The sequence below is a fragment of the Achromobacter spanius genome (assembly GCF_002966795.1).
Classification (GTDB): Bacteria; Pseudomonadota; Gammaproteobacteria; order Burkholderiales; family Burkholderiaceae_B; genus Achromobacter; species Achromobacter spanius_D.
In genome coordinates, this window is the sequence record NZ_CP023270.1 from 2,283,413 (window position 1) to 2,301,281 (window position 17,869).

The 17,869-nt window shown below is 63.8% G+C and carries 15 protein-coding genes; 11 read left to right on the forward strand and 4 right to left on the reverse strand.

The window, feature by feature from the left end; all coding sequences use genetic code 11:
* Window positions 1–51: 51 nt before the first annotated feature.
* Together CLM73_RS10195 and CLM73_RS10200 are read left to right on the forward strand one after the other, a co-directional pair.
* A complete protein-coding gene (locus CLM73_RS10195) occupies window positions 52–957 on the forward strand; it encodes a LysR family transcriptional regulator (protein WP_105238328.1) in 906 nt (301 codons plus the stop codon).
* Window positions 958–1,052: 95 nt separating this feature from the next.
* Window positions 1,053–1,682, forward strand: a complete 630-nt coding sequence (locus CLM73_RS10200) for a class I SAM-dependent DNA methyltransferase (RefSeq protein ID WP_105241454.1) — start codon at window positions 1,053–1,055, stop codon at window positions 1,680–1,682.
* On the opposite strand, the gene CLM73_RS10205 is transcribed toward CLM73_RS10200, so the two are convergent.
* Window positions 1,679–2,194, reverse strand: a complete 516-nt coding sequence (locus CLM73_RS10205) for an O-acetyl-ADP-ribose deacetylase (RefSeq protein WP_105238329.1) — start codon at window positions 2,192–2,194, stop codon at window positions 1,679–1,681. The two genes, CLM73_RS10200 and CLM73_RS10205, sit on opposite strands and share 4 nt — an antisense overlap.
* Window positions 2,195–2,449: 255 nt before the next feature.
* Here CLM73_RS10205 and CLM73_RS10210 point away from each other — a divergent pair, with 255 nt between their 5' ends.
* Window positions 2,450–3,694: a sensor domain-containing diguanylate cyclase gene (locus CLM73_RS10210; RefSeq protein WP_105238330.1), complete on the forward strand. Its 1,245-nt coding sequence runs from the start codon at window positions 2,450–2,452 to the stop codon at window positions 3,692–3,694.
* Here CLM73_RS10210 and CLM73_RS10215 read toward each other — a convergent pair.
* Window positions 3,633–3,989, reverse strand: a complete 357-nt coding sequence (locus CLM73_RS10215; RefSeq protein ID WP_105238331.1) for a hypothetical protein — start codon at window positions 3,987–3,989, stop codon at window positions 3,633–3,635. The genes CLM73_RS10210 and CLM73_RS10215 overlap by 62 nt on opposite strands.
* Before the next feature lie 590 nt (window positions 3,990–4,579).
* On the opposite strand from CLM73_RS10215, the gene CLM73_RS28885 reads away from it, so the two are divergent.
* On the forward strand, window positions 4,580–5,428 hold the full coding sequence (locus CLM73_RS28885) for a DUF6602 domain-containing protein (RefSeq protein ID WP_158685847.1): 849 nt from the start codon (window positions 4,580–4,582) through the stop codon (window positions 5,426–5,428).
* A 452-nt stretch (window positions 5,429–5,880) separates the two neighbouring features.
* Window positions 5,881–8,442, forward strand: coding sequence for a tetratricopeptide repeat protein (locus CLM73_RS10230; protein WP_158685848.1), 2,562 nt, complete (start codon window positions 5,881–5,883; stop codon window positions 8,440–8,442).
* A 232-nt stretch (window positions 8,443–8,674) separates the two neighbouring features.
* Here the strand turns inward: CLM73_RS10230 and CLM73_RS10235 are convergent, their stop codons facing one another.
* Window positions 8,675–9,649: a hypothetical protein gene (locus CLM73_RS10235; protein ID WP_105238335.1), complete on the reverse strand. Its 975-nt coding sequence runs from the start codon at window positions 9,647–9,649 to the stop codon at window positions 8,675–8,677.
* 395 nt (window positions 9,650–10,044) lie between these two features.
* On the opposite strand from CLM73_RS10235, the gene CLM73_RS10240 reads away from it, so the two are divergent.
* Window positions 10,045–10,581, forward strand: coding sequence for a hypothetical protein (locus tag CLM73_RS10240; protein ID WP_199778274.1), 537 nt, complete (start codon window positions 10,045–10,047; stop codon window positions 10,579–10,581).
* Window positions 10,582–10,590: 9 nt separating this feature from the next.
* On the forward strand, window positions 10,591–10,944 hold the full coding sequence (locus CLM73_RS10245) for a DUF2185 domain-containing protein (RefSeq protein ID WP_105238336.1): 354 nt from the start codon (window positions 10,591–10,593) through the stop codon (window positions 10,942–10,944).
* Between the two features lie 113 nt (window positions 10,945–11,057).
* Here the strand turns inward: CLM73_RS10245 and CLM73_RS10250 are convergent, their stop codons facing one another.
* Window positions 11,058–11,921, reverse strand: a complete 864-nt coding sequence (locus CLM73_RS10250; protein ID WP_105238337.1) for a pirin family protein — start codon at window positions 11,919–11,921, stop codon at window positions 11,058–11,060.
* Between the two features lie 183 nt (window positions 11,922–12,104).
* On the opposite strand from CLM73_RS10250, the gene CLM73_RS10255 reads away from it, so the two are divergent.
* The 4 genes from CLM73_RS10255 to CLM73_RS10270 all read left to right on the forward strand — a co-directional run bounded on the left by CLM73_RS10255 (window position 12,105) and on the right by CLM73_RS10270 (window position 17,863).
* A complete protein-coding gene (locus tag CLM73_RS10255) occupies window positions 12,105–12,641 on the forward strand; it encodes a DNA-deoxyinosine glycosylase (protein WP_105241456.1) in 537 nt (178 codons plus the stop codon).
* Between the two features lie 118 nt (window positions 12,642–12,759).
* Window positions 12,760–13,533 carry a sulfate reduction electron transfer complex DsrMKJOP subunit DsrO gene (gene dsrO, locus CLM73_RS10260; RefSeq protein ID WP_105238338.1) on the forward strand — a complete coding sequence of 258 codons (774 nt, stop codon included), beginning with the start codon at window positions 12,760–12,762 and terminating at the stop codon, window positions 13,531–13,533.
* A gap of 21 nt (window positions 13,534–13,554) precedes the next feature.
* A complete protein-coding gene (gene nrfD, locus CLM73_RS10265; protein WP_105238339.1) occupies window positions 13,555–14,589 on the forward strand; it encodes an NrfD/PsrC family molybdoenzyme membrane anchor subunit in 1,035 nt (344 codons plus the stop codon).
* A 157-nt stretch (window positions 14,590–14,746) separates the two neighbouring features.
* Entirely contained in the window at window positions 14,747–17,863 is a 3,117-nt protein-coding gene (locus tag CLM73_RS10270) for a tetrathionate reductase subunit A (RefSeq protein WP_234015890.1), read from the forward strand.
* The last annotated feature ends 6 nt before the right edge of the window (window positions 17,864–17,869 follow it).

Sequence of the window (17,869 nt, forward strand, 5' to 3'; positions counted from 1 at the left end):
GCTGCCTGATAAGCCAATACAATCCGGACGGGTTGTACGGATAAGTGAACAATGGCGACCGACCTCGATGACCTCAATGCCTTTGTCGCGGTGGCGCGCGCGCAGGGCTTTCGTGAAGCGGCCCGAACCGCAGGCACCAGCGCCTCAAGGCTGAGCGACACCGTGCGCCGCCTGGAGGCGCAGCTGGGCGTACGGCTTTTCAACCGGACGACGCGGTCGGTGGCGCTGACGCAGGCGGGCCAGGAGCTGCTGGCGCGGCTGGCGCCCGCCCTGACCGAAGTGGAAGCGGCGCTGGACGCCGTCAACGGCTTTCGGGACAAGCCGGCCGGCACGCTCAGGCTCAACGTGCCGCTCAGCGCGGCCAAACTGGTGCTGCCTGCCATCGTTCCCGGCTTTCTGGCCGCGTATCCCGACATCCGTCTGGAAGTCGTGGCCGAAGAGAGCTTTGTCGACGTGCTGGCCGCAGGCTGCGACGCGGGCATCCGCTACGACGACCGGCTGGAACAGGACATGATCGCCGTGCCCATCGGCCCCCGCGTGCAGCGCTTTGCAGCTGGCGCATCTCCGGCGTACCTCGATCGGCGGGGGAGGCCCGCGCATCCCGAAGACCTGATGCGGCACGCCTGCCTGCGCGGCCGCTTCCCCAGCGGCGCGATGCCGGCGTGGGAATTCGAGCGGAGCGGGGAAACGGTGCGCATCGACGCGTCCGGACCCTTGGTCGTGCAGATCGGCGGCGCGGTCGACCTGGCCGTGGACGCGGCCATCGCGGGGGCGGGCGTCATGTATCTGTTCGAGGACTGGCTGCGTCCGCACTTTGAAAGCGGCGCGCTGGAGCCCGTGCTGGAGCCGTGGTGGCCGCGCTTTTCAGGACCGTTTCTTTACTACTCCGGACGCCGCCTGGTGCCGTCGCCGCTGAAGGCGCTGATCGATTTCATCAAGACGCGGCCAGCCCCCTGAGCGCAAGCCGCGGCCGCTTCCCAGCGCGCGAGGCCGTTTCCCAAAGCCGCGCGCACCGCCTCGCCGGCCCGCGCCGTTTGATGCACAATCGCCTGATGCACCTGGATCCCGAAGACCTCGCCAAGATCACGTCCCTGACGCTCGCCCATTACGAAGAGAACGCAGATTCCTTCCAGGCCGGCACGCAGGACCACGACGTCAGCCAGAACATCGCCGCCTTGTTGCGGCACATCGACGGCGAGCCGCCCTATGACATTCTGGATCTGGGGTGTGGCCCGGGGCGCGACCTGAAGACATTCCTTGCGATGGGGCACCGGCCCGTGGGCCTGGACGGCACGCCGCGCTTCGTCGAAATGGCGCGCGCGGCAAGCGGGTGCGAGGTCTGGGAGCAGGACTTCCTGCGGCTCCAGCTGCCTGGTGCGCGATTCGATGGCATCTTCGCCAACGCCGTGCTGTTTCATGTGCCGGGGCAGGAACTGCCGCGCGTGCTGAACGAACTGCGGGCAACGCTGCGGCCGCGCGGCGTGTTGTTCAGTTCCAATCCCCGAGGCGGCAACCAGGAAGGGTGGAATCGCGGGCGCTATGGGGCGTACCACGATCTTGAAGGCTGGCGCGCGCTGATGGGGGCCGCGGGTTTCGAGGAGCTGGAGCACTACTACCGGCCCGACGGGTTGCCGCGCGAGCAGCAGCCGTGGCTGGCCAGTGTGTGGCGCCGGCGGGATTAGGCCGGCGCAATCGTAATGCGCTCATAGCGATTCAGGTCTGCGTCCGAAAAGCAGCAGAAGATGACCTCTTGAATTGACGAATCCTTCGACAGGCTTTCGCGAACGGTATCGACTGCGACCTGTGCCGCCAAATCAATGGGATAGCCATAGATGCCGGTGCTGATGCTGGGAAACGCAATCGAAGCCACGCCTTTTTCCTCTGCCAGCGCAATGCAGCGTTGATAGCAGCTTGCCAGCAGTGCCGGCTCCCCGTTTTCCCCACCGCGCCAAACCGGGCCCACCGTGTGAATGATGAAGCGCGCGGGCAGGCGATACCCGCCGGTCACCTTCGCATCACCCGTCTTGCAGCCGCCAAGCAGCCGGCACTCGTGCACCAAATCTGGTCCCGCGGCACGATGAATCGCGCCATCCACGCCGCCACCGCCCAGCAATGAGGAATTTGCGGCGTTGACGATCGCGTCCACGTGAAGCTTGGTGATGTCCGAGCGGATGGCTCGCAGTGTGGTGGGCATTTGATTTCTCCTCGTGACGGGAATGGGGCGGCATTATCCCGGCGCCATTCATCTGGACAACGGCTGGCACATCTGCCGCACCGACGTGTTTGACGGCTACTTTATCGCCAATTCCGAGCGGTTTCGGCTGATATCCCGCGACCAATACCCGCCGACTACAATGAGCGCCGCCCACGCAGGTCGCTGGGCGTCCATCGCTGACCAGCCCCGTGGCGCCGGCGCAGGAAATCCGCTTTCCCTCTCGACGTCCTTTTCATGGTTGCCTCCACGCTCGTTGGCATGCTGTGCGCACACCTGCTGTGCTTTTCCGGCATGTTCCTGCTTATCAGCCGTCGCCTGCCTGGCAACAGAATGGGCATGGACGTCTTTGCCGTGGGCAATCTGCTGCTCGCGGCGGCCTACATCCTGCAACTGGTCGAAGGCGGCCCCGCCTGGAGCGTGATGAGCGTCGTCAATCACTGCCTGACGCTGGCCGCCCCAATCGCATACCTGCTTGGCGCCATGCGATTCTTCGGACATCAGGTGCGTTTGTGGTTGCCGTTGACGGTGTTTTGCCTGGCGTATGCGTTATTGCAGTGGCTCGTGCAATCGCAATTCGGACCGGAAGCGCGCTACGCCATGCTTGCGGCGTCGGCGACACTGCTTTTCTTCGCCATGTCGGTCGCGGTGCTCTGCGGCACGCGCACGTTCGCCAAGGACTTGCGCGCAGAGATGATCTTCTTCGCGTGCCTGATCGGCGGAATCTGTGTGCTGAACGCGTTGAAGTTCCTGAAAATCATGGAAGGCGGCCTGGACGCGCTGCACATGGACAGCCGCTTCCAGATGATCTTCTACATCTACATGTCGACGCTCGCCACCATCGTGCCGCCTTCCATCGTCTGGCTCGTGCTGCGCCGGCTGACGGATAGTTTGCGCAATATGGCGGCGCGCGATCCGATGACGGATCTGCTCAATCGCAGGGGATTGGCAGACGCACTGACCCAGTATTTCAATGGCCGTAATGCGGTCCCCGCCTATTTGCTGATGGTGGACGTCGACCATTTCAAGCGGATCAATGACAGCTACGGCCATCAGGCGGGCGATGAGGTGATCTGCCATGTGGCGGGGCTGATTCGTGCCGGTGTACGGCGTGGCGATCTAACCGGCCGCACCGGCGGAGAGGAGTTCGTCGCCGTGCTTCTTGAATCGGAAGTGGCGGATGTGATGGTGCTTGCGGAGCGGCTGCGCGCCAGCATCGAAAGCCAGCCGATTCACGTCACCGGCGGCGATGAGCCGCTGCGCTGCACGGTCACGATTGGCGTGTCAGCGCGCTTTCATGGAGCGGATGGTTTGGAGGAGGCGCTCCGGGAGGCGGATGGGGCGCTTTATCGAGGGAAGGCTGGGGGGCGGAATCGGGTGGAAGTGGGCGGTGGTGACGGCGAGAGGGCGATTGCCGGCGTCACGCCGCCTCCCACAATGCCGCTGTCAGACCCAGCAACAGCAGTATCGCCGACGCGATAAACCATCGCACGGTTTTCCGGTATTCATCCTCGGCCTCATCCTCCAAACGCAAGGCGCGGCAAAGCGCAATTATCTGCAGCAGGATCGCGACCAACAAGAACACGCCCGGCAGCACGGATAGCACGCTCCAATCGCCCGGCGCGTCAAAGCCCCAGAAACGCAGGAAACCCAGCGAAAAGCCCAGCAATACCGTGATGGCCGTAATCAATCCAGCCCGAAAGCCCTGGGGCAGGTCGCGTGACCTGTGGCTGCGGGGCCGTACCAAATCGTCGTCTGGCGTTTCCGGTGTCATCATCGAGATACTCCGCACTGAGTACGCTACGGCCCACCCGCTACCGGTTCATGTGGGGGCGAAAGCGGAACACCTGCCTTCGCGCGGGGCGAGGTTGAACCGATTATGGCTGATAACGCAGCGCACGGGGGCGGTTGACGTCCCCGACTCGCAGCCCTGTGACTTGTCGCCTTGCTTGCAGTTGGCCACGCTCGCCAGCCACTACGGCCTCGGCCGTCGCCTCGGCAGCGGCGCTGCGGCGGACAGGCAGAATCCTGAAAGAAGAAGCACTGCACAGGGGGAGATGGACTTCTTTATGAAAAGCTCCAATGGTGATTGAAGACCCTGGAGGTTTCAGAGTAGAGCTGGGGATGGCGCGTGGGCGAGGGTGTGATTGCGGATACTCGCATACCATCCGACGTCGGCTATCGGCCAGTTTCAGCCGTTCGACATAGCGATCCAGATCGTCGACAATTAGCCACTTCCGATTGCATACAAGATTAATTAATGGGCAGCTTCTTGAGTGACCTCTATGGGTGCCATGCGGCACACGGTATGGTCAGCGGCCAAGTGCCCGAAACGAAGATCCCTATCAGCGGCTAGTTAATCGAACCATGGAAAAAACCTTTAGCGTCTCCGATTACCTCGCCTATTTGGCGGATGGGCTAGTACAAAATTTTAATCGAGCCGGCGCCGCGACAACTCCTGGGCTGGTCGGGGGAGCGCGCGAGACTGAAGTACGCCGCCAATTGGCCGGTCTTCTCCCAGAAAAGGTCACCGTTTCGACGGGATGCGTGATTGATACATCTGGCGCAACTTCTGCACAAACGGACGTGATCATCCACGAAAAAGACAATTGCCCGGTTTTTTCAATCAATCAATCCCCTGAAGCCACTTACATCCCGTGTGAAAGTGTCGCTTCCATCGGCGAGATCAAAAGTGACCTTGGGACCAAAGAGCTCGAAGACGCTGTCTGGAAGATCAAGTCAGTGAAACAGCTCCGAAGAGCGGTAAGTGACCCAACGTGCTTTCGCAAATTTGGGAGTTCGTTAATGATGCAGGGCGCGCCGCAGGAGATGTTTGACCCCGACAACAAGACATCCGATTCGCCTTATGGATTTATCCTTTGTAAGAGCTTCGCACTCAAGCCGGAAACGTTGGTGAAGAACTATTGGACGGCCTGCTTAAAAGGCGAGCCGCAACACTCGCCGAGCGTCTTGGTTTCACTCGCGGACGGCGTTGTAATGTTTGTTAACGCGCAAGGCCAACTGCTGCGCAACGCGCAGGGTGCGGTACTCGCGGCGATGTTTCGTCATCCGGGTGGGGAGTTCCAATACCTACTCAGCGAGCTTATCCATGCTTGCCAAAACGGACGAACCAGCGACGTTCTGCCCCATTATCGTTATGTAATAGGTGCGCACGCGAATTCTAGCGTTCAGTGCCAATATTATCCGCTCAGCTAACAACCTGATTTAGCACTTGCGTCTGCCGTCAAGGCGATTCTGAACGTATTTTTTGCTGAGGTGATCCGTCTGAGCGTCCGTTTGCCGCGCAAGTGAGTGTCTCTTGTGGGTCGTCATCGGCCGGTCGACAAGGACGACTCTCGGCCAGGAACGGTCCATTGGGCTTCGGTCCACGCGGGACAGCTACCGGCTGATCTGACCCGATCGTGTCGCCTTCCTGGGCGGTAGCTCTCGCCCGGTCCAATCAGTGAACGCGGCGTTGAAAGCGCGGAGGCGATACCGCCGCAGCCCGGTAAATCAGTGACATCTGTTAGTATCCGCTGCAAAGAATTTGCAACCAACGGCAACTTATGAAATCGACCCACGGAGCGAGTCCAATGGTTAGGCTGCTGGCTATTTGCTTTTTGCTCTGGGGTACAGCTGTAGCACAAACGACTGAGACTTCGACATTTGTGTCGCAAGCCGAATTGAATGCCTTTAAGGAATTGCAACAAAGCAAGTTGGACTCCCAAAAGGAGCTTCAAGTCAAAGAGTTGGAGTCACAAAAGGCGCTTCAAGTCAGAGATATTGAGGCCGTCCGCCAACAGATCATTGTCGTTGACAAGCGTGTAGATGACCAATTGGCGCAGGTGGGTCAAAGCATTGACCGGTTTGGCATCTTGACCACCGTGCTGAGCGTCGGCATCACTGTATTGCTGGTTTTCGGTGGATTTCTCGGGTACCGCAATGCCAAGTCGGAAGCCAAGGAGGCGGCCTCTGATGTTGCGAAAGCCAGCGCACAAGATTGGTTTGACAAACAGGCAGTTCAGTTGAAAGAACAACTTGAAGCAATCGCGCAGAAAGCCGCTCAGCTGCACATAGAAATGGACGGGCATGCGCGAGAGGTTCAAGCGCACGCTGCGGATATCGCCAGAGCTCTCGAAACTGCACAAGAGTCAATTGGCAAAACCGGGGCCCAAACCCCATCTACTCTGGCCGACTCAACAAGAGTGCTTGTTCAGCGCGACCTTGAACTGAAAGCCTCTAGCGAAGACAGCTACTCTTTCGATGACTGGAACACTCGCGCCCACGCCGCGTACACCGCTGGAGCCTTAGAAGACGCTGCCTATTTTTGGCTCAAAGCCGCAAGAGTTGCCAATGCCGGAGCCACCAGTGTTGCGAAGGTGTTAGTCAATAGAGGTGTCACGCAGGGGCAACTAAGCCAATACGAAGCCGAAATAGCCACCTACGATGAGGTGCTGCGCCGCTTTGGTGATGCTGCCGAGCCCGCGCTGCGCGAGCAGGTCGCGATGGCATTGCTCTACAAGGGCATGACCCAAGGCCAACTGAACCAGAACGAAGCCGAAATAGTCACCTACGATGAGGTGTTGCGCCGCTTTGGTGATGCTGCCGAGCCGGCGCTGCGCGAGACGGTCGTCAGGGCCTTGGTCAACAAGGGCGTCGCCCAAGGCCAACTGAACCAGAACGAAGCCGCCCTGGCCACCTACGATAAGGTGCTGCGCCGCTTTGGTGATGCTGCCGACCCGGGTCTGCGCGAGCAGGTCGCCAGGGCCACGGTCAACAAGGGCGTCACCCAAGGCCAACTGCACCAGAACGAAGCCGCCAAGGCCACCTTCGATGAGGTGCTGCGCCGCTTTGGTGATGCTGCCGAGCCCGCGCTGCGCGAGCAGGTCGCGATGGCCACGGTCAACAAGGGCATCGTCCAAGGAAAACTGAACCAGAACGAAGCCGCCATTGCCACCTACGATGAGGTGCTGCGCCGCTTTGGTGATGCTGCCGAGCCCGCGCTGCGCGAGCAGGTCGCGATGGCCTTGCTCTACAAGGGCATCACCCAAGGCCAACTGAGCCAGAACGAAGCCGCCATTGCCACCTACGATGAGGTGCTGCGCCGCTTTGGTGATGCTGCCGAGCCGGCGCTGCTCGAGACGGTCGCTAGGGCCACGTTCAACAAAGGCATCGCCCAAGGCAAATTGAACCAGAACGAAGCCGCCATGGCCACCTACGATGAGGTGCTGCGCCGCTTTGGTGATGCTGCCGAGCCGGCGCTGCGCGAGACGGTTGCCAGGGCCACGTTCAACAAGGGCATCGCCCAAGGCCAACTGAACCAGTGCGAAGCCGAAATAGCCAGCTACGATGAGGTGCTGCGCCGCTTCGGTGATGCTGCCGAGCCTGCGCTGCGCGAGACGGTCGCGATGGCCTTGGTCTACAAGGGCCTTACCCAAGGCCAACTAAGCCAACACGAAGCCGAAATAGCCACGTACGATGAGGTGCTGCGCCGCTTTGGTGATGCTGCCGAGCCCGCGCTGCGCGAGCAAGTCGCGATGGCCTTGGTCAACAAAGGCATCACCCAAGGCCAACTGAACCAGAACGAAGCCGAAATAGCCACCTACGATGAGGTGCTGCGCCGCTTTGGTGATGCTGCCGAGCCCGCGTTGCGCGAGCGGGTCGCGATGGCATTGGTCAACAAGGGCGTTACCCAAGGCCAACTGAACCAGAGCGAAGCCGCCATGGCCACCTTCGATGAGGTGCTGCGCCGCTTTGGTGATGCTGCCGAGCCCGCGCTGCGCGAACAGGTCGCGATGGCCACGGTCAACAAGGGCATCGCCCAAGGCAAACTGAGCCAGAACGAAGCCGCCATGGCCACCTTCGATGAGGTGCTGCGCCGCTTTGGTGATGCTGCCGAGCCCGCGCTGCGCGAACAGGTCGCGATGGCCACGGTCAACAAGGGCATCGCCCAAGGCAAACTAAGCCAGAACGAAGCCGCCATGGCCACCTTCGATGAGGTGCTGCGCCGCTTCGGTGATGCTGCCGAGCCTGCGCTGCGCGAGACGGTCGCGATGGCCTTGCTCTACAAAGGCATCACCCAAGGCCAACTTAACCAAAACGATGCCGCCATGGCCACCTACGATGAGGTGCTGCGCCGCTTTGGCGATGCTGCCGAGCCGGCGCTGCGCGAGACGGTCGCCAGGGCCACGTTCAACAAGAACGGCATCCAACGCCAGTTGAACCTGTGAGAGGAAATTCGCGGGCGACTGCTTCGGGTCGAAAGCTGTCAGCTACGAATCGCGACTCCGGAAAAACGTGTGGCCTCATTTTCCATATCGTGACCCGCAGCCAAACCGCCGAGCAGGCGGTAGCCCTGCATGAACGGTCTCTGCTTGCCTTCGACGGAAGTCCAGAAAAGTTTCTCTGCGGTCTAGGGCCGAAGGGTCGCCGAGCGACTCCGGCATTTTTCGCCCGACGCGCTCAGCCGGCCGGTACAAGCTTTCTCGAACCGCCATAAAGCGCCAGCTTCCCCACCCAGCAACCCAGCACCAGCAGCGCGGCATACACCACGAGCATCACGACCGCCACCACGTTGGAATCCGCTGCGCGTATCAATTGGTCCCATGTCATCGCTCGAATCGCCAGGAAGCCAAGGCCAACCCCCAGCACCTGAGCCAACCAGAAGGCCAGCGTACCCAGAGCGACTGCGCGGCCTTGGCGCGCGGCGCCGATCGGGTGCGGCAGAATTCTCAGGCAGACGACCGTGCACAGCACCAGAAGCAGGGCGGGCAGAATCAGGAAACCCAGCGCGTATTGCAGCCAACCCACGGTGAGTGACTGCGCGTTCAGGTAGCTGCCCATGGCGATGCACACGCTCAGTTGCCAGCCCAGGATCATCAATCCGGCACTCCAGGCCGCGTGGCGTTGTTCATACGCCGGACCACCGGCTTGGTCCGCGGGCTGCACAGTCCGCGTGGCGATGCGCACGGCGAGGTACGCGCCCAGGACTTCCAACGCAACGGCCAGAGCACCCAGGAACAGGCCTAGTGTCAGGAATTTGTTGGCCGCGCTGGCGTGTTGCGCCGCGTACAGCACCAGCGCGCTTTGCAGATAAATCATGAGGGCCGACACGGCCAGCGAGAACACCAGCGTCAAGATGATGACGACGCCAAAAAGCCTGCCTGGAGCGTGCACGGCGTGCGTATTTTTCTGCCGCAGCCAGCGATGCATGGTGCTCCATACAGTCAACCCAACAAAAATGGACGAGGCCGCGATGTTGGTCAGGAATGGCACCAGGTATTGCGGCAGGCTGAATGTCTCGCGAAGTTGCGCGGACTCGGGCAGTCCGACCAGTGTGTAGCCTTGCAGCAGCACGGCGTAGGCCACGCGCACGATGACGACTGTCAGTGCCAGACGCCAGGCGAGAGAGTAGGGGGAGCGGGCGGGAGCGGTCATCAACGTTGTATGGAAGTGTCGAGAGATAACAGCGGGGAAAATAATTAGGGATCGAACATAGCACGGCACTCCCGTACGACATGCGAGGGCATTGACGTGTAATGCGTTGCTAACTATTACTGGGAATTTCTAAGGGAAAACCCACGGTCGCGAGGGCTTTTCACCATGCGGTTCGCCGTGCGGCAAGGTTCGCCGGCGCGGCCCGAACCGCAGCACGCATTGCCCGCTGAAAATCGTTGGACACGAAATTTCACGTTATCCACGTCCTATTACGGGTTTGCCGCGGTTGGCAATACGCGCACGCGAGCTGCGGTGATACAAAGCCAGCCACGATGCGCATGCCGGTGGGAGAGCCGCCGGCATGCGCGACTTTCCCCTCGCTGAATATGGGAGTCTTGAACGTGCAATTCCACGCTAAGAGCATGTGCCGGTTAGCGCTCGGTATTGGGTCGGCGCTAGTCTTCGGAACGATGCCGGTTTCTGCCGGGGCGGCTGAAGCCAGCGCCAGTTTGAAATGGTCCACGGATCCCAGCACGCAATGCCGCTTTGTCGCCCCTGAATCCCTGGGCGATGGACCGAAATACTGGACGGGTTTTTGCTCCAGCGTTACTGGCGTGGCGACAGGTGTCGGCACGATTGTGGCTCGCACGGCAAAACAAGCTGGCCCCGCCTTTTACGGTGAGTTGCGCGCCGGCGTGCCGATTATCGGTGTCGTCAGTGAGGGGGGCGGTTACCGCGCCGGACTGTTTGATGGCAAAGAGATCGGTGCATCCAAAGAAGCCGAGCGGGTGGACATCGACGACAGCTTCAAAGTCGCCGAGCGCGCCGCCAGGCAGGTCAGCGCGTATTACGCCCAGCAAAAGAACACCGCCTCCGCGAAGCACTATCAAGGCGTCGCCAAGCAGTTTGCCAGTCAACTGGAACGGGATTGAGTGTCCGCCATGAACAGACCCACTAAAAAATTCAAGCTTTCACCGGCTGAACTCAAACCCCTCGCGACCGGCAAGGGTGGATGTATTGCCACCGACAGGATCACGGTGCAAGGCAGGCCGGTGGGCTATATGGTCCGTGAGGAACCGATGTTCCCCGAAGACAGCGGCTGGGCTTTCCAGGCCGGGGACGAGTCGCAGGCATATATGGACGACCCGTCGAATCATGGGGTTTTCGACGTGAACACCATCGCAAACCTTTCCCCCGACATCATTGCGCTGCTCGACACGCCGCCGCCCGCTGCATTTGCCCGAACGGCGTCTGGTGAGATGGTGCAGGTGCCGTACGAGGCGCCGTTGGAATAAGCCGGTTCGCGTGGCGCCAGGCCGCATCGTGAACTGCCTGCGCCCAAAACGCGACCGCGCCCGCCTGCCGGTCACTGGCATGCGGGCGCGGCGTCGCTTGCGGACGGCTCGCCTTAATGCATCTGCCCGTACTTCCCAGAGTTGAAGTCCTGGATCGCCTCGACGATTTCGGCTTGCGAGTTCATCACGAAGGGCCCGTAGCCAACGACCGGCTCATCGATCGGCTCGCCGCTCAGGATCAGAAACACGGCGTCGTTGTTGGCTTCGACCGTGATGTCCTCTCCCTCTTGCGAGAACAGCGCCAGTTGCGCATCCCGCGCGACAGACTCGCCGTTGACCAGCACCGTGCCACGCAGCATGACGAGCATGCTGTTGCGGCCCGCCGGGATCGGGAAGGTCGCTGTCTTACCGGCCGCCAGCTTCACGTCCCACACGTCCATCGGCGTGAAGGTGCGCGCCGGACCCGTCTGGCCACCGTAGCTGCCCGCGATCACGCGCAGCGTGCCGGCGTCATCCGGCAGCGCCACGACCGGGATGTCCGCGTTGAGGATGCCCTGGTAACCGGCCGGCGCCTTCTTGTCCTTGGCGGGCAGGTTGACCCAGAGTTGCACCATTTCCAGTTTTCCGCCCGTGCGGGTGAAGGCGTGGGAATGGAATTCCTCGTGCAGGATGCCGGACGCCGCCGTCATCCATTGCACGTCGCCGGGGCCGATGACGCCGCCGTTGCCGGTGGAGTCGCGGTGTTCGACTTCGCCGCTGTAGACGATGGTCACGGTTTCAAAGCCGCGATGCGGGTGCTGGCCGACGCCGCGGGGCTGGCTGGCCGGACCGAATTCGGCGGGGCCGGCGTAGTCCAGCAGCAGGAACGGGCTGGTGTCGCGGCCCTTGTCGTTGTACGAGAACATGGAGCGCACCGGAAACCCGTCGCCCACCCAATGGGGACGGGGGCTGGCGTGCACGCCGAGGATCTTCTTCATGGTGAGGTTTCCTGTTGCGCGGCCCCTTCGGGGCCGTTCGTCATAGGCAAGAAGATAAGGGCGGAACGCCGATATCGGTAGTGCCCGTGGCTGATAAGCACTGTTCCATGGGGCGAACGATCCCCGCGAGGCCTGGGCGGCGAGGCGGCGGCAGGCGGTATCCTCCCCGGCATGGACAAGATCATGAACGAAGCCGCGGCGGCGCGGCGCGACGGCGCGGTGACGGGATTTGCCCCGGTCGTGGGGGAGGGCGCGCGGGTGCTGGTGCTGGGTTCCATGCCCGGCGTGGCGTCGTTGCGGCAGGTGCAGTATTACGCGCATCCGCGCAATGCGTTCTGGCCGCTGGCGGCGCGGATATTCGGCTTCGATCCCGGCTTGGACTATGACGCGCGCTTGCGCGCGTTGCAGGTGAACGGCGTGGCGCTGTGGGATGTGTTGCAGGCCTGCGAACGGCCGGGCAGCCTGGACGCCGATATCCGGGGCGATACGCTGGTGCCGAACGATTTCCAGGCGTTCCTGAACCTCCATCCGTCCATCGTGCGCCTCTGCTTCAACGGCGCGAAGGCGGCGGCGATGTTCCGGCGGCATGTGCTGCCGACGTTGGCCGCGCCGAATCTGGCGTTGTTCGAACTGCCCTCGACCAGTCCTGCGCACGCGGCCGCCAGTTTCGACCAAAAGCTGGCGGCGTGGGAGCCGGCATTGACGCCGCTGCCGGCTTGACGCGGCAGGGCGGCCGGAACGACCCCAGCTCCGTCCCCGATTGACCGATATCAAGGCTCTATATAACTACAAGTGATAAGTTAATTTCCGTAACACTTAAACGTTTCGGAGTTTAACGATGCACACCCCCAACAGTCCCCCTGAAACGCCGCTTCCGGGCAAACGCGGTTTTCTGAAAGGGCTGCTCGGCCTGGGCGCCGCCGCCTCGGTCATTCCCATCCACGCCGAGGCCGCGCCCGGCCTGAACGGCCAGCCGCCGCGCCGGCCCGGCATGGCCGGCAAGCGCTACGGCATGGTCGTCGACATGCGCAAATGCATCGGCTGCCAGTCCTGTACGGTGAGCTGTTCGCTGGAAAACGTGCCGCCCATCGGGCAGTTCCGCACCACGGTCCTGCAGTACGAGGTCCTGCCCGACACCGGTGGCCCCTGTTCGATGGTGATGCTGCCGCGCCTGTGCAACCACTGCGACAAGCCGCCCTGTGTGCCGGTCTGTCCGGTGCAGGCCACGTTCCAGCGCGAGGACGGCATCGTGCTGGTCGACAACGCGCGTTGCGTGGGTTGCGGCTATTGCGTGCAGGCCTGTCCGTACGACGCGCGCTTCATCAATCACGAGACCCAGACCGCGGACAAGTGCACGTTCTGCGAGCACCGCCTCGAAGCCGGGCTGCTGCCGGCGTGCGTGGAAAGCTGCGTGGGCGGCGCGCGCGTGATCGGCGACATGAACGATCCGGACAGCGCGATCTCGCGGCTGCTTGCCGAACACAAGGCCGACATCAAGGTGCTCAAGCCCGAGATGAAGACCGATCCCCACGTCTTTTACATCGGCCTGCCCGATGCGTTCGTGCACCAGGTCGACGGCCAGGCCGGCGTGCGCCTGGCGGGCGGTCATTGAGCAAAGGAAGGGGAGACTCTCATGCAGATTTCTGAATTGCTTACGCCGGTCTATGACGCCGCCTGGCTGCCTTGGGCCGTGCAGTATTTCTTTTTGATCGGCATCAGCGCGACGACCGCGCTGACCGCCGCCTTCGCGACGTTCGGGCGGGCGGATTCCGCGCCGCGTCGCCTGCTGCCGGCGGCGGTGACGGTGCTGCTGGTCAGCGCCATCGCCGCGCCGGCGTCGTTGCTGGCCGACCTGCACCAGCCCGGCCGCTTCTGGCACTTCTATGCGCACATCACGCCGTGGTCGTGGATGTGGCTGGGGGCGGTGCTGCTGCCGGTCTTCGTGACGCTGGCGCTGCTGTTCTGCGCGGCGTGGTGGTGGGGGCGGATCGGGTGGCTTCGGGTGGTGGCGGCGGCGCTGGCGCTGTCGGCGCTGTCCATCCTGGTCTACACCGGGGCCGAGGTGATGGTGCTGCGCTCTCGGCCGTTGTGGCACACCGTGTTCCTGCCGGTCAACTTTGCGCTGACCGCCTGGCTGGGCGCGCTGGGCGCGATGTTCCTGGTGGGCCGCTGGCTGCCCGGCGGACTGCGCGCCTTGCCGGTGGAGATGCTGCGCCGGCTCAGCGTGACCGCCGTCGTGATGATCGCGCTGGGCGCGGGCGCCTGGGCGTTGTTGGGCTTGCTGGGACTGGATCCGTCCTTTGAAGCAGCGCTGCGGCTGTTCGCGGACTTTCCGATCTGGCGCCTGAGCCTGGCGGGCGCCGTGATCACGGCCTTCTGCATCATCGCGCTGCTGCAGCGGCCCGCGCGCACGCTGGCGGCGCCGCTGCCGTCGGCCGCGTTGGCGCTGACGATGCTGGGCGCGGCGTGGATCTTCCGCTGGGTGGTCTTCATGAGCGTGCAGGGCGTGCCCAAGTACGGCGCGGGACTCTACCTGTACGACATGCCGTGGGGCAGCGACGGGCTGCTGGGCATGGTGGGCGTGCTGGGGCTGTGCGTGGCGCTGATCACCGCCGTCACCTGGGCCCTGGACCTCTTCCCCGCGCGCGCACGCGCCGTGGCCGCCTGAGCGCGCGCCGACACGACAGCACATGGAAAAGAAAGCAATGGACAAGCAACACGAAGGCGGCAAGCGCCGCGAAAGCGACAAGCGCCGCGAAGACGACACCCGCCGCGGCGCGGACGATGGCCCGGACCAGCCGCGCGACGAGGCGCGGCGCAAGCTGATGATGCGCGGCGGCATGGTGGCCGGCGGCATGGCGGCGTTTGCGGCGGGCTATGGCGACACGGTCGTCAAGGCGGTGAAGGGCTTGGCGCAGGGCACCGCCGGCGTGCCGACGGCGCACGCCGTGCGCGGCAATTCGCTGACGCCGGAGTTCCGCATAGACCCGCTGACCGGCGCGCTGAGTGCGCAGCCGGGCCAGATCGTCAGCCCGTCGAGCTGCCTGGGCTGCTGGACGCAATGCGGCGTGCGGCTGCGCGTGGATACGGCCGAGAACCGCATCCTGCGCGTTGCCGGCAATCCGTATCACCCGCTGGCCACGACGCGGCCCGCAGCGATGGACACGCCAGTGCGCGATGTTTATGCGCAGTTGGGCGGCGACAGCGGGCTGGAAGGGCGCGCCACGTCTTGCGCGCGCGGTTCGGCCATGCTGGAGCAGATGGACAGCCCGTATCGCGTATTGCAGCCGATGAAGCGCGTGGGCAAGCGCGGCGACGGCAAATGGCAAACGATCAGCTTCGAGCAGTTGGTGCAGGAAGTCTGCGAAGGCGGCGATCTGTTTGGCGAAGGACACGTGGACGGCCTGCGCGCGATCTACGACCGCGAGACGCCGCTGGACCCGGCCAATCCGGAGTACGGCGCGAAGGTCAACCAGTTCCTCTTTACCGACGCGTCCAACGAAGGGCGCACGCCGCTGATCCAGCGCTTCGCCGGCCAGTCGTTTGGCACGGTCAACTTCAGCAATCACGGCTCGTACTGCGGGCAGAGCTTCCGGGTGGGCGCGGGCGCGGCGCTGGGCGATCTGAAGGGCATGCCGCACGGCAAGCCGGACTGGGACAACGCGCGCTTTGGTCTGTTCATCGGCGCGGCGCCCGCGCAGGCCGGCAACCCCTTCCAGCGCCAGGCCCGCCAACTGGCCGAGGCGCGGGTGCGGCCTGGCGAATCGGCGTTCAACTATGTGGTCGTGTCGCCCGTGCTGCCGGCCTCGTCCAGCCTGTCGGCGGGATCGGGCAATGAATGGGTGCCGGTCAATCCGGCCAGCGATCTGGCGCTGGCGATGGGCCTGATCCGCTGGATCCTGGACAACGAACGCTTCGACGCGCGCATGTTGGCGCAGCCGGGCCCGAATGCCATGAAGGCGGCGGGCGAGGCGGCGTGGACCAACGCGACGCATCTGGTGGTGGCCGAACCGGGCCATCCGCGTTTGGGCGCGTTTCTGCGCGGGGCGGACCTGGGCTGGGCGCGCCCGGCCGATGCAGATGAGAAATGGGAGGACGTGTATGTCGTGCGTCTGGCCGACGGCACGCTGGCGCCGCACACGACGGTGTCATCGGCGGAATTGTTTGCCGATGACGCCATCGCCGCGCCCGGCATGGCCGATGCGCCGACAGCGCTGCGGGTGCGGACGTCGCTGACCTTGCTGCGCGAGGAGTCGCGCCGCAAGACGCTGGACGAGTACGCCGCGCTCTGCGGCGTGCCGGCGGCCAAGATCGCTTCGCTGGCCGAACGCTTCACCAGCCATGGCAAGCGCGCCGTGGCCGATGCGCACGGCGGCACCATGAGCGGCGCGGGCTTCTACACGGCCTACGCGATTGCCATGCTGAACACGCTGGTGGGCAACCTGAACGTGGAGGGCGGACTGGTTCTGGACGCCGGGCCTTTCCCGCCCTACGGCGCGGGGCCGCGCTACAACATCGCCGGTTTTGCGAATAAGGCGTCGCCCAAGGGCGTGTCGCTGTCGCGCAACCGCTTTCCGTACGAGAAGTCCAGCGAGGCCAAGCGCAAGAAGGCTGCGGGCCAGGCTGCCTATCCCGCGGCGGCGCCCTGGTATCCGGCGACCGGCGGACTCAGTTCCGAGATGCTGGCGTCGGCGCTGGCGGGCTATCCGTATCGCGCCAAGGTCTGGTTCAACCACATGAGCAATCCGGTCTACGGCATTGCCGGGTTCCGCCACGTGGCGCTGGAAACGCTGAAGGATCCGCGCGTCCTGCCGCTGGCGGTGTCGATCAACCCGTTCATCAACGAGACCAATGCGCTGGCCGACTACATCGTGCCGGACACCGTCACGTACGAAAGCTGGGGCGTGTCGGCGCCGTGGGCCGACGTGGTGGCCAAGGCCTCGACGGTGCGCTGGCCCGCGGTGCAACCGCGCGTGGCACGCACCGCCACGAACGAGCCCGTGTGCCTGGAAACCTTCCTGATCGCGTGCGCCAAGCGCCTGGGCATGCCGGGATTCGGCGAGGGCGCCATCTCGGACAAGGACGGGGCCAAGTACGCGCTGGACACGCCCGAGGATTTCTTCCTGCGGGGCATGGCCAATATCGCGTTTGCGGCGGGACGTCCGGTGCCGGTGGCCAGCGACGACGATATGGCGCTGACGGGCGTCGATCGCTATCGCGACCTGTTGCAGAGCAAGCTCAAGCCGGGCGAATGGCGGCAGGTGGCCATGCTGATGAGCCGTGGCGGGCGCTTTGACCGGATGGAAGACGCGTGGACGCAAACGGGCGACCAGCCGCGCCGCACGCGCGTGGCCTACGCCAAGCCGCTGCATGTCTGGAGCGAGGAGCTGGCAGGCTTCCGCCACGCGATGACAGGTGAGCGTTATAGCGGCTGTCCCACCTGGTATCCGGCGCGGCTGGCCGACGGGCGCGACATGCGGGACGAGTACCCGTCGCAGGACTGGCCGTTCCTGCTGAGCTCGTTCAAGTCCAATCTGATGAGCTCGCTGTCGATCGGCGTGAACCGCCTGCGTCAGGTGCATCCGCACAATCCGGTGTCGATCAGCCGTCAGGACGGCGAACGGCTGGGCATCCGCAACGGCGATACGGTGCGCATCGTCACGCCGGGCGGGTCTGTGACGGGGCTGGCGCTGCTGCGCGACGGGGTACAGCCGGGCGCGCTGGGCATCGAGCACGGTTACGGGCATACCGAGCTGGGCGCGCGCATGCATGTCGTGGACGGCACGCCGATGCCGCACGATCCGGCGCTGGCGGCGGGGGTCAACTTGAACGATCTGGGCTTTGGGGACGCGACGCGCGGCCAGCACGCCAACGTCTGGATCGATTGGGTGTCGGGCGCGGCGGTGCGGCAGGGCTTGCCGGCGCGGATCGAGCGGGTGTGATCCGAG

Excerpts from the sequence above, each read along its gene's own strand:
- CLM73_RS10195 (WP_105238328.1), top strand. The coding sequence starts at position 52 with ATGGCGACCGACCTCGATGACCTCAATGCCTTTGTCGCGGTGGCGCGC.
- CLM73_RS10200 (WP_105241454.1), top strand. The coding sequence starts at position 1,053 with ATGCACCTGGATCCCGAAGACCTCGCCAAGATCACGTCCCTGACGCTC.
- CLM73_RS10205 (WP_105238329.1), bottom strand. The coding sequence starts at position 2,194 with ATGCCCACCACACTGCGAGCCATCCGCTCGGACATCACCAAGCTTCAC.
- CLM73_RS10210 (WP_105238330.1), top strand. The coding sequence starts at position 2,450 with ATGGTTGCCTCCACGCTCGTTGGCATGCTGTGCGCACACCTGCTGTGC.
- CLM73_RS10215 (WP_105238331.1), bottom strand. The coding sequence starts at position 3,989 with ATGATGACACCGGAAACGCCAGACGACGATTTGGTACGGCCCCGCAGC.
- CLM73_RS28885 (WP_158685847.1), top strand. The coding sequence starts at position 4,580 with ATGGAAAAAACCTTTAGCGTCTCCGATTACCTCGCCTATTTGGCGGAT.
- CLM73_RS10235 (WP_105238335.1), bottom strand. The coding sequence starts at position 9,649 with ATGACCGCTCCCGCCCGCTCCCCCTACTCTCTCGCCTGGCGTCTGGCA.
- CLM73_RS10245 (WP_105238336.1), top strand. The coding sequence starts at position 10,591 with ATGAACAGACCCACTAAAAAATTCAAGCTTTCACCGGCTGAACTCAAA.
- CLM73_RS10250 (WP_105238337.1), bottom strand. The coding sequence starts at position 11,921 with ATGAAGAAGATCCTCGGCGTGCACGCCAGCCCCCGTCCCCATTGGGTG.
- CLM73_RS10255 (WP_105241456.1), top strand. The coding sequence starts at position 12,105 with ATGAACGAAGCCGCGGCGGCGCGGCGCGACGGCGCGGTGACGGGATTT.
- dsrO (WP_105238338.1), top strand. The coding sequence starts at position 12,760 with ATGCACACCCCCAACAGTCCCCCTGAAACGCCGCTTCCGGGCAAACGC.
- nrfD (WP_105238339.1), top strand. The coding sequence starts at position 13,555 with ATGCAGATTTCTGAATTGCTTACGCCGGTCTATGACGCCGCCTGGCTG.
- CLM73_RS10270 (WP_234015890.1), top strand. The coding sequence starts at position 14,747 with ATGATGCGCGGCGGCATGGTGGCCGGCGGCATGGCGGCGTTTGCGGCG.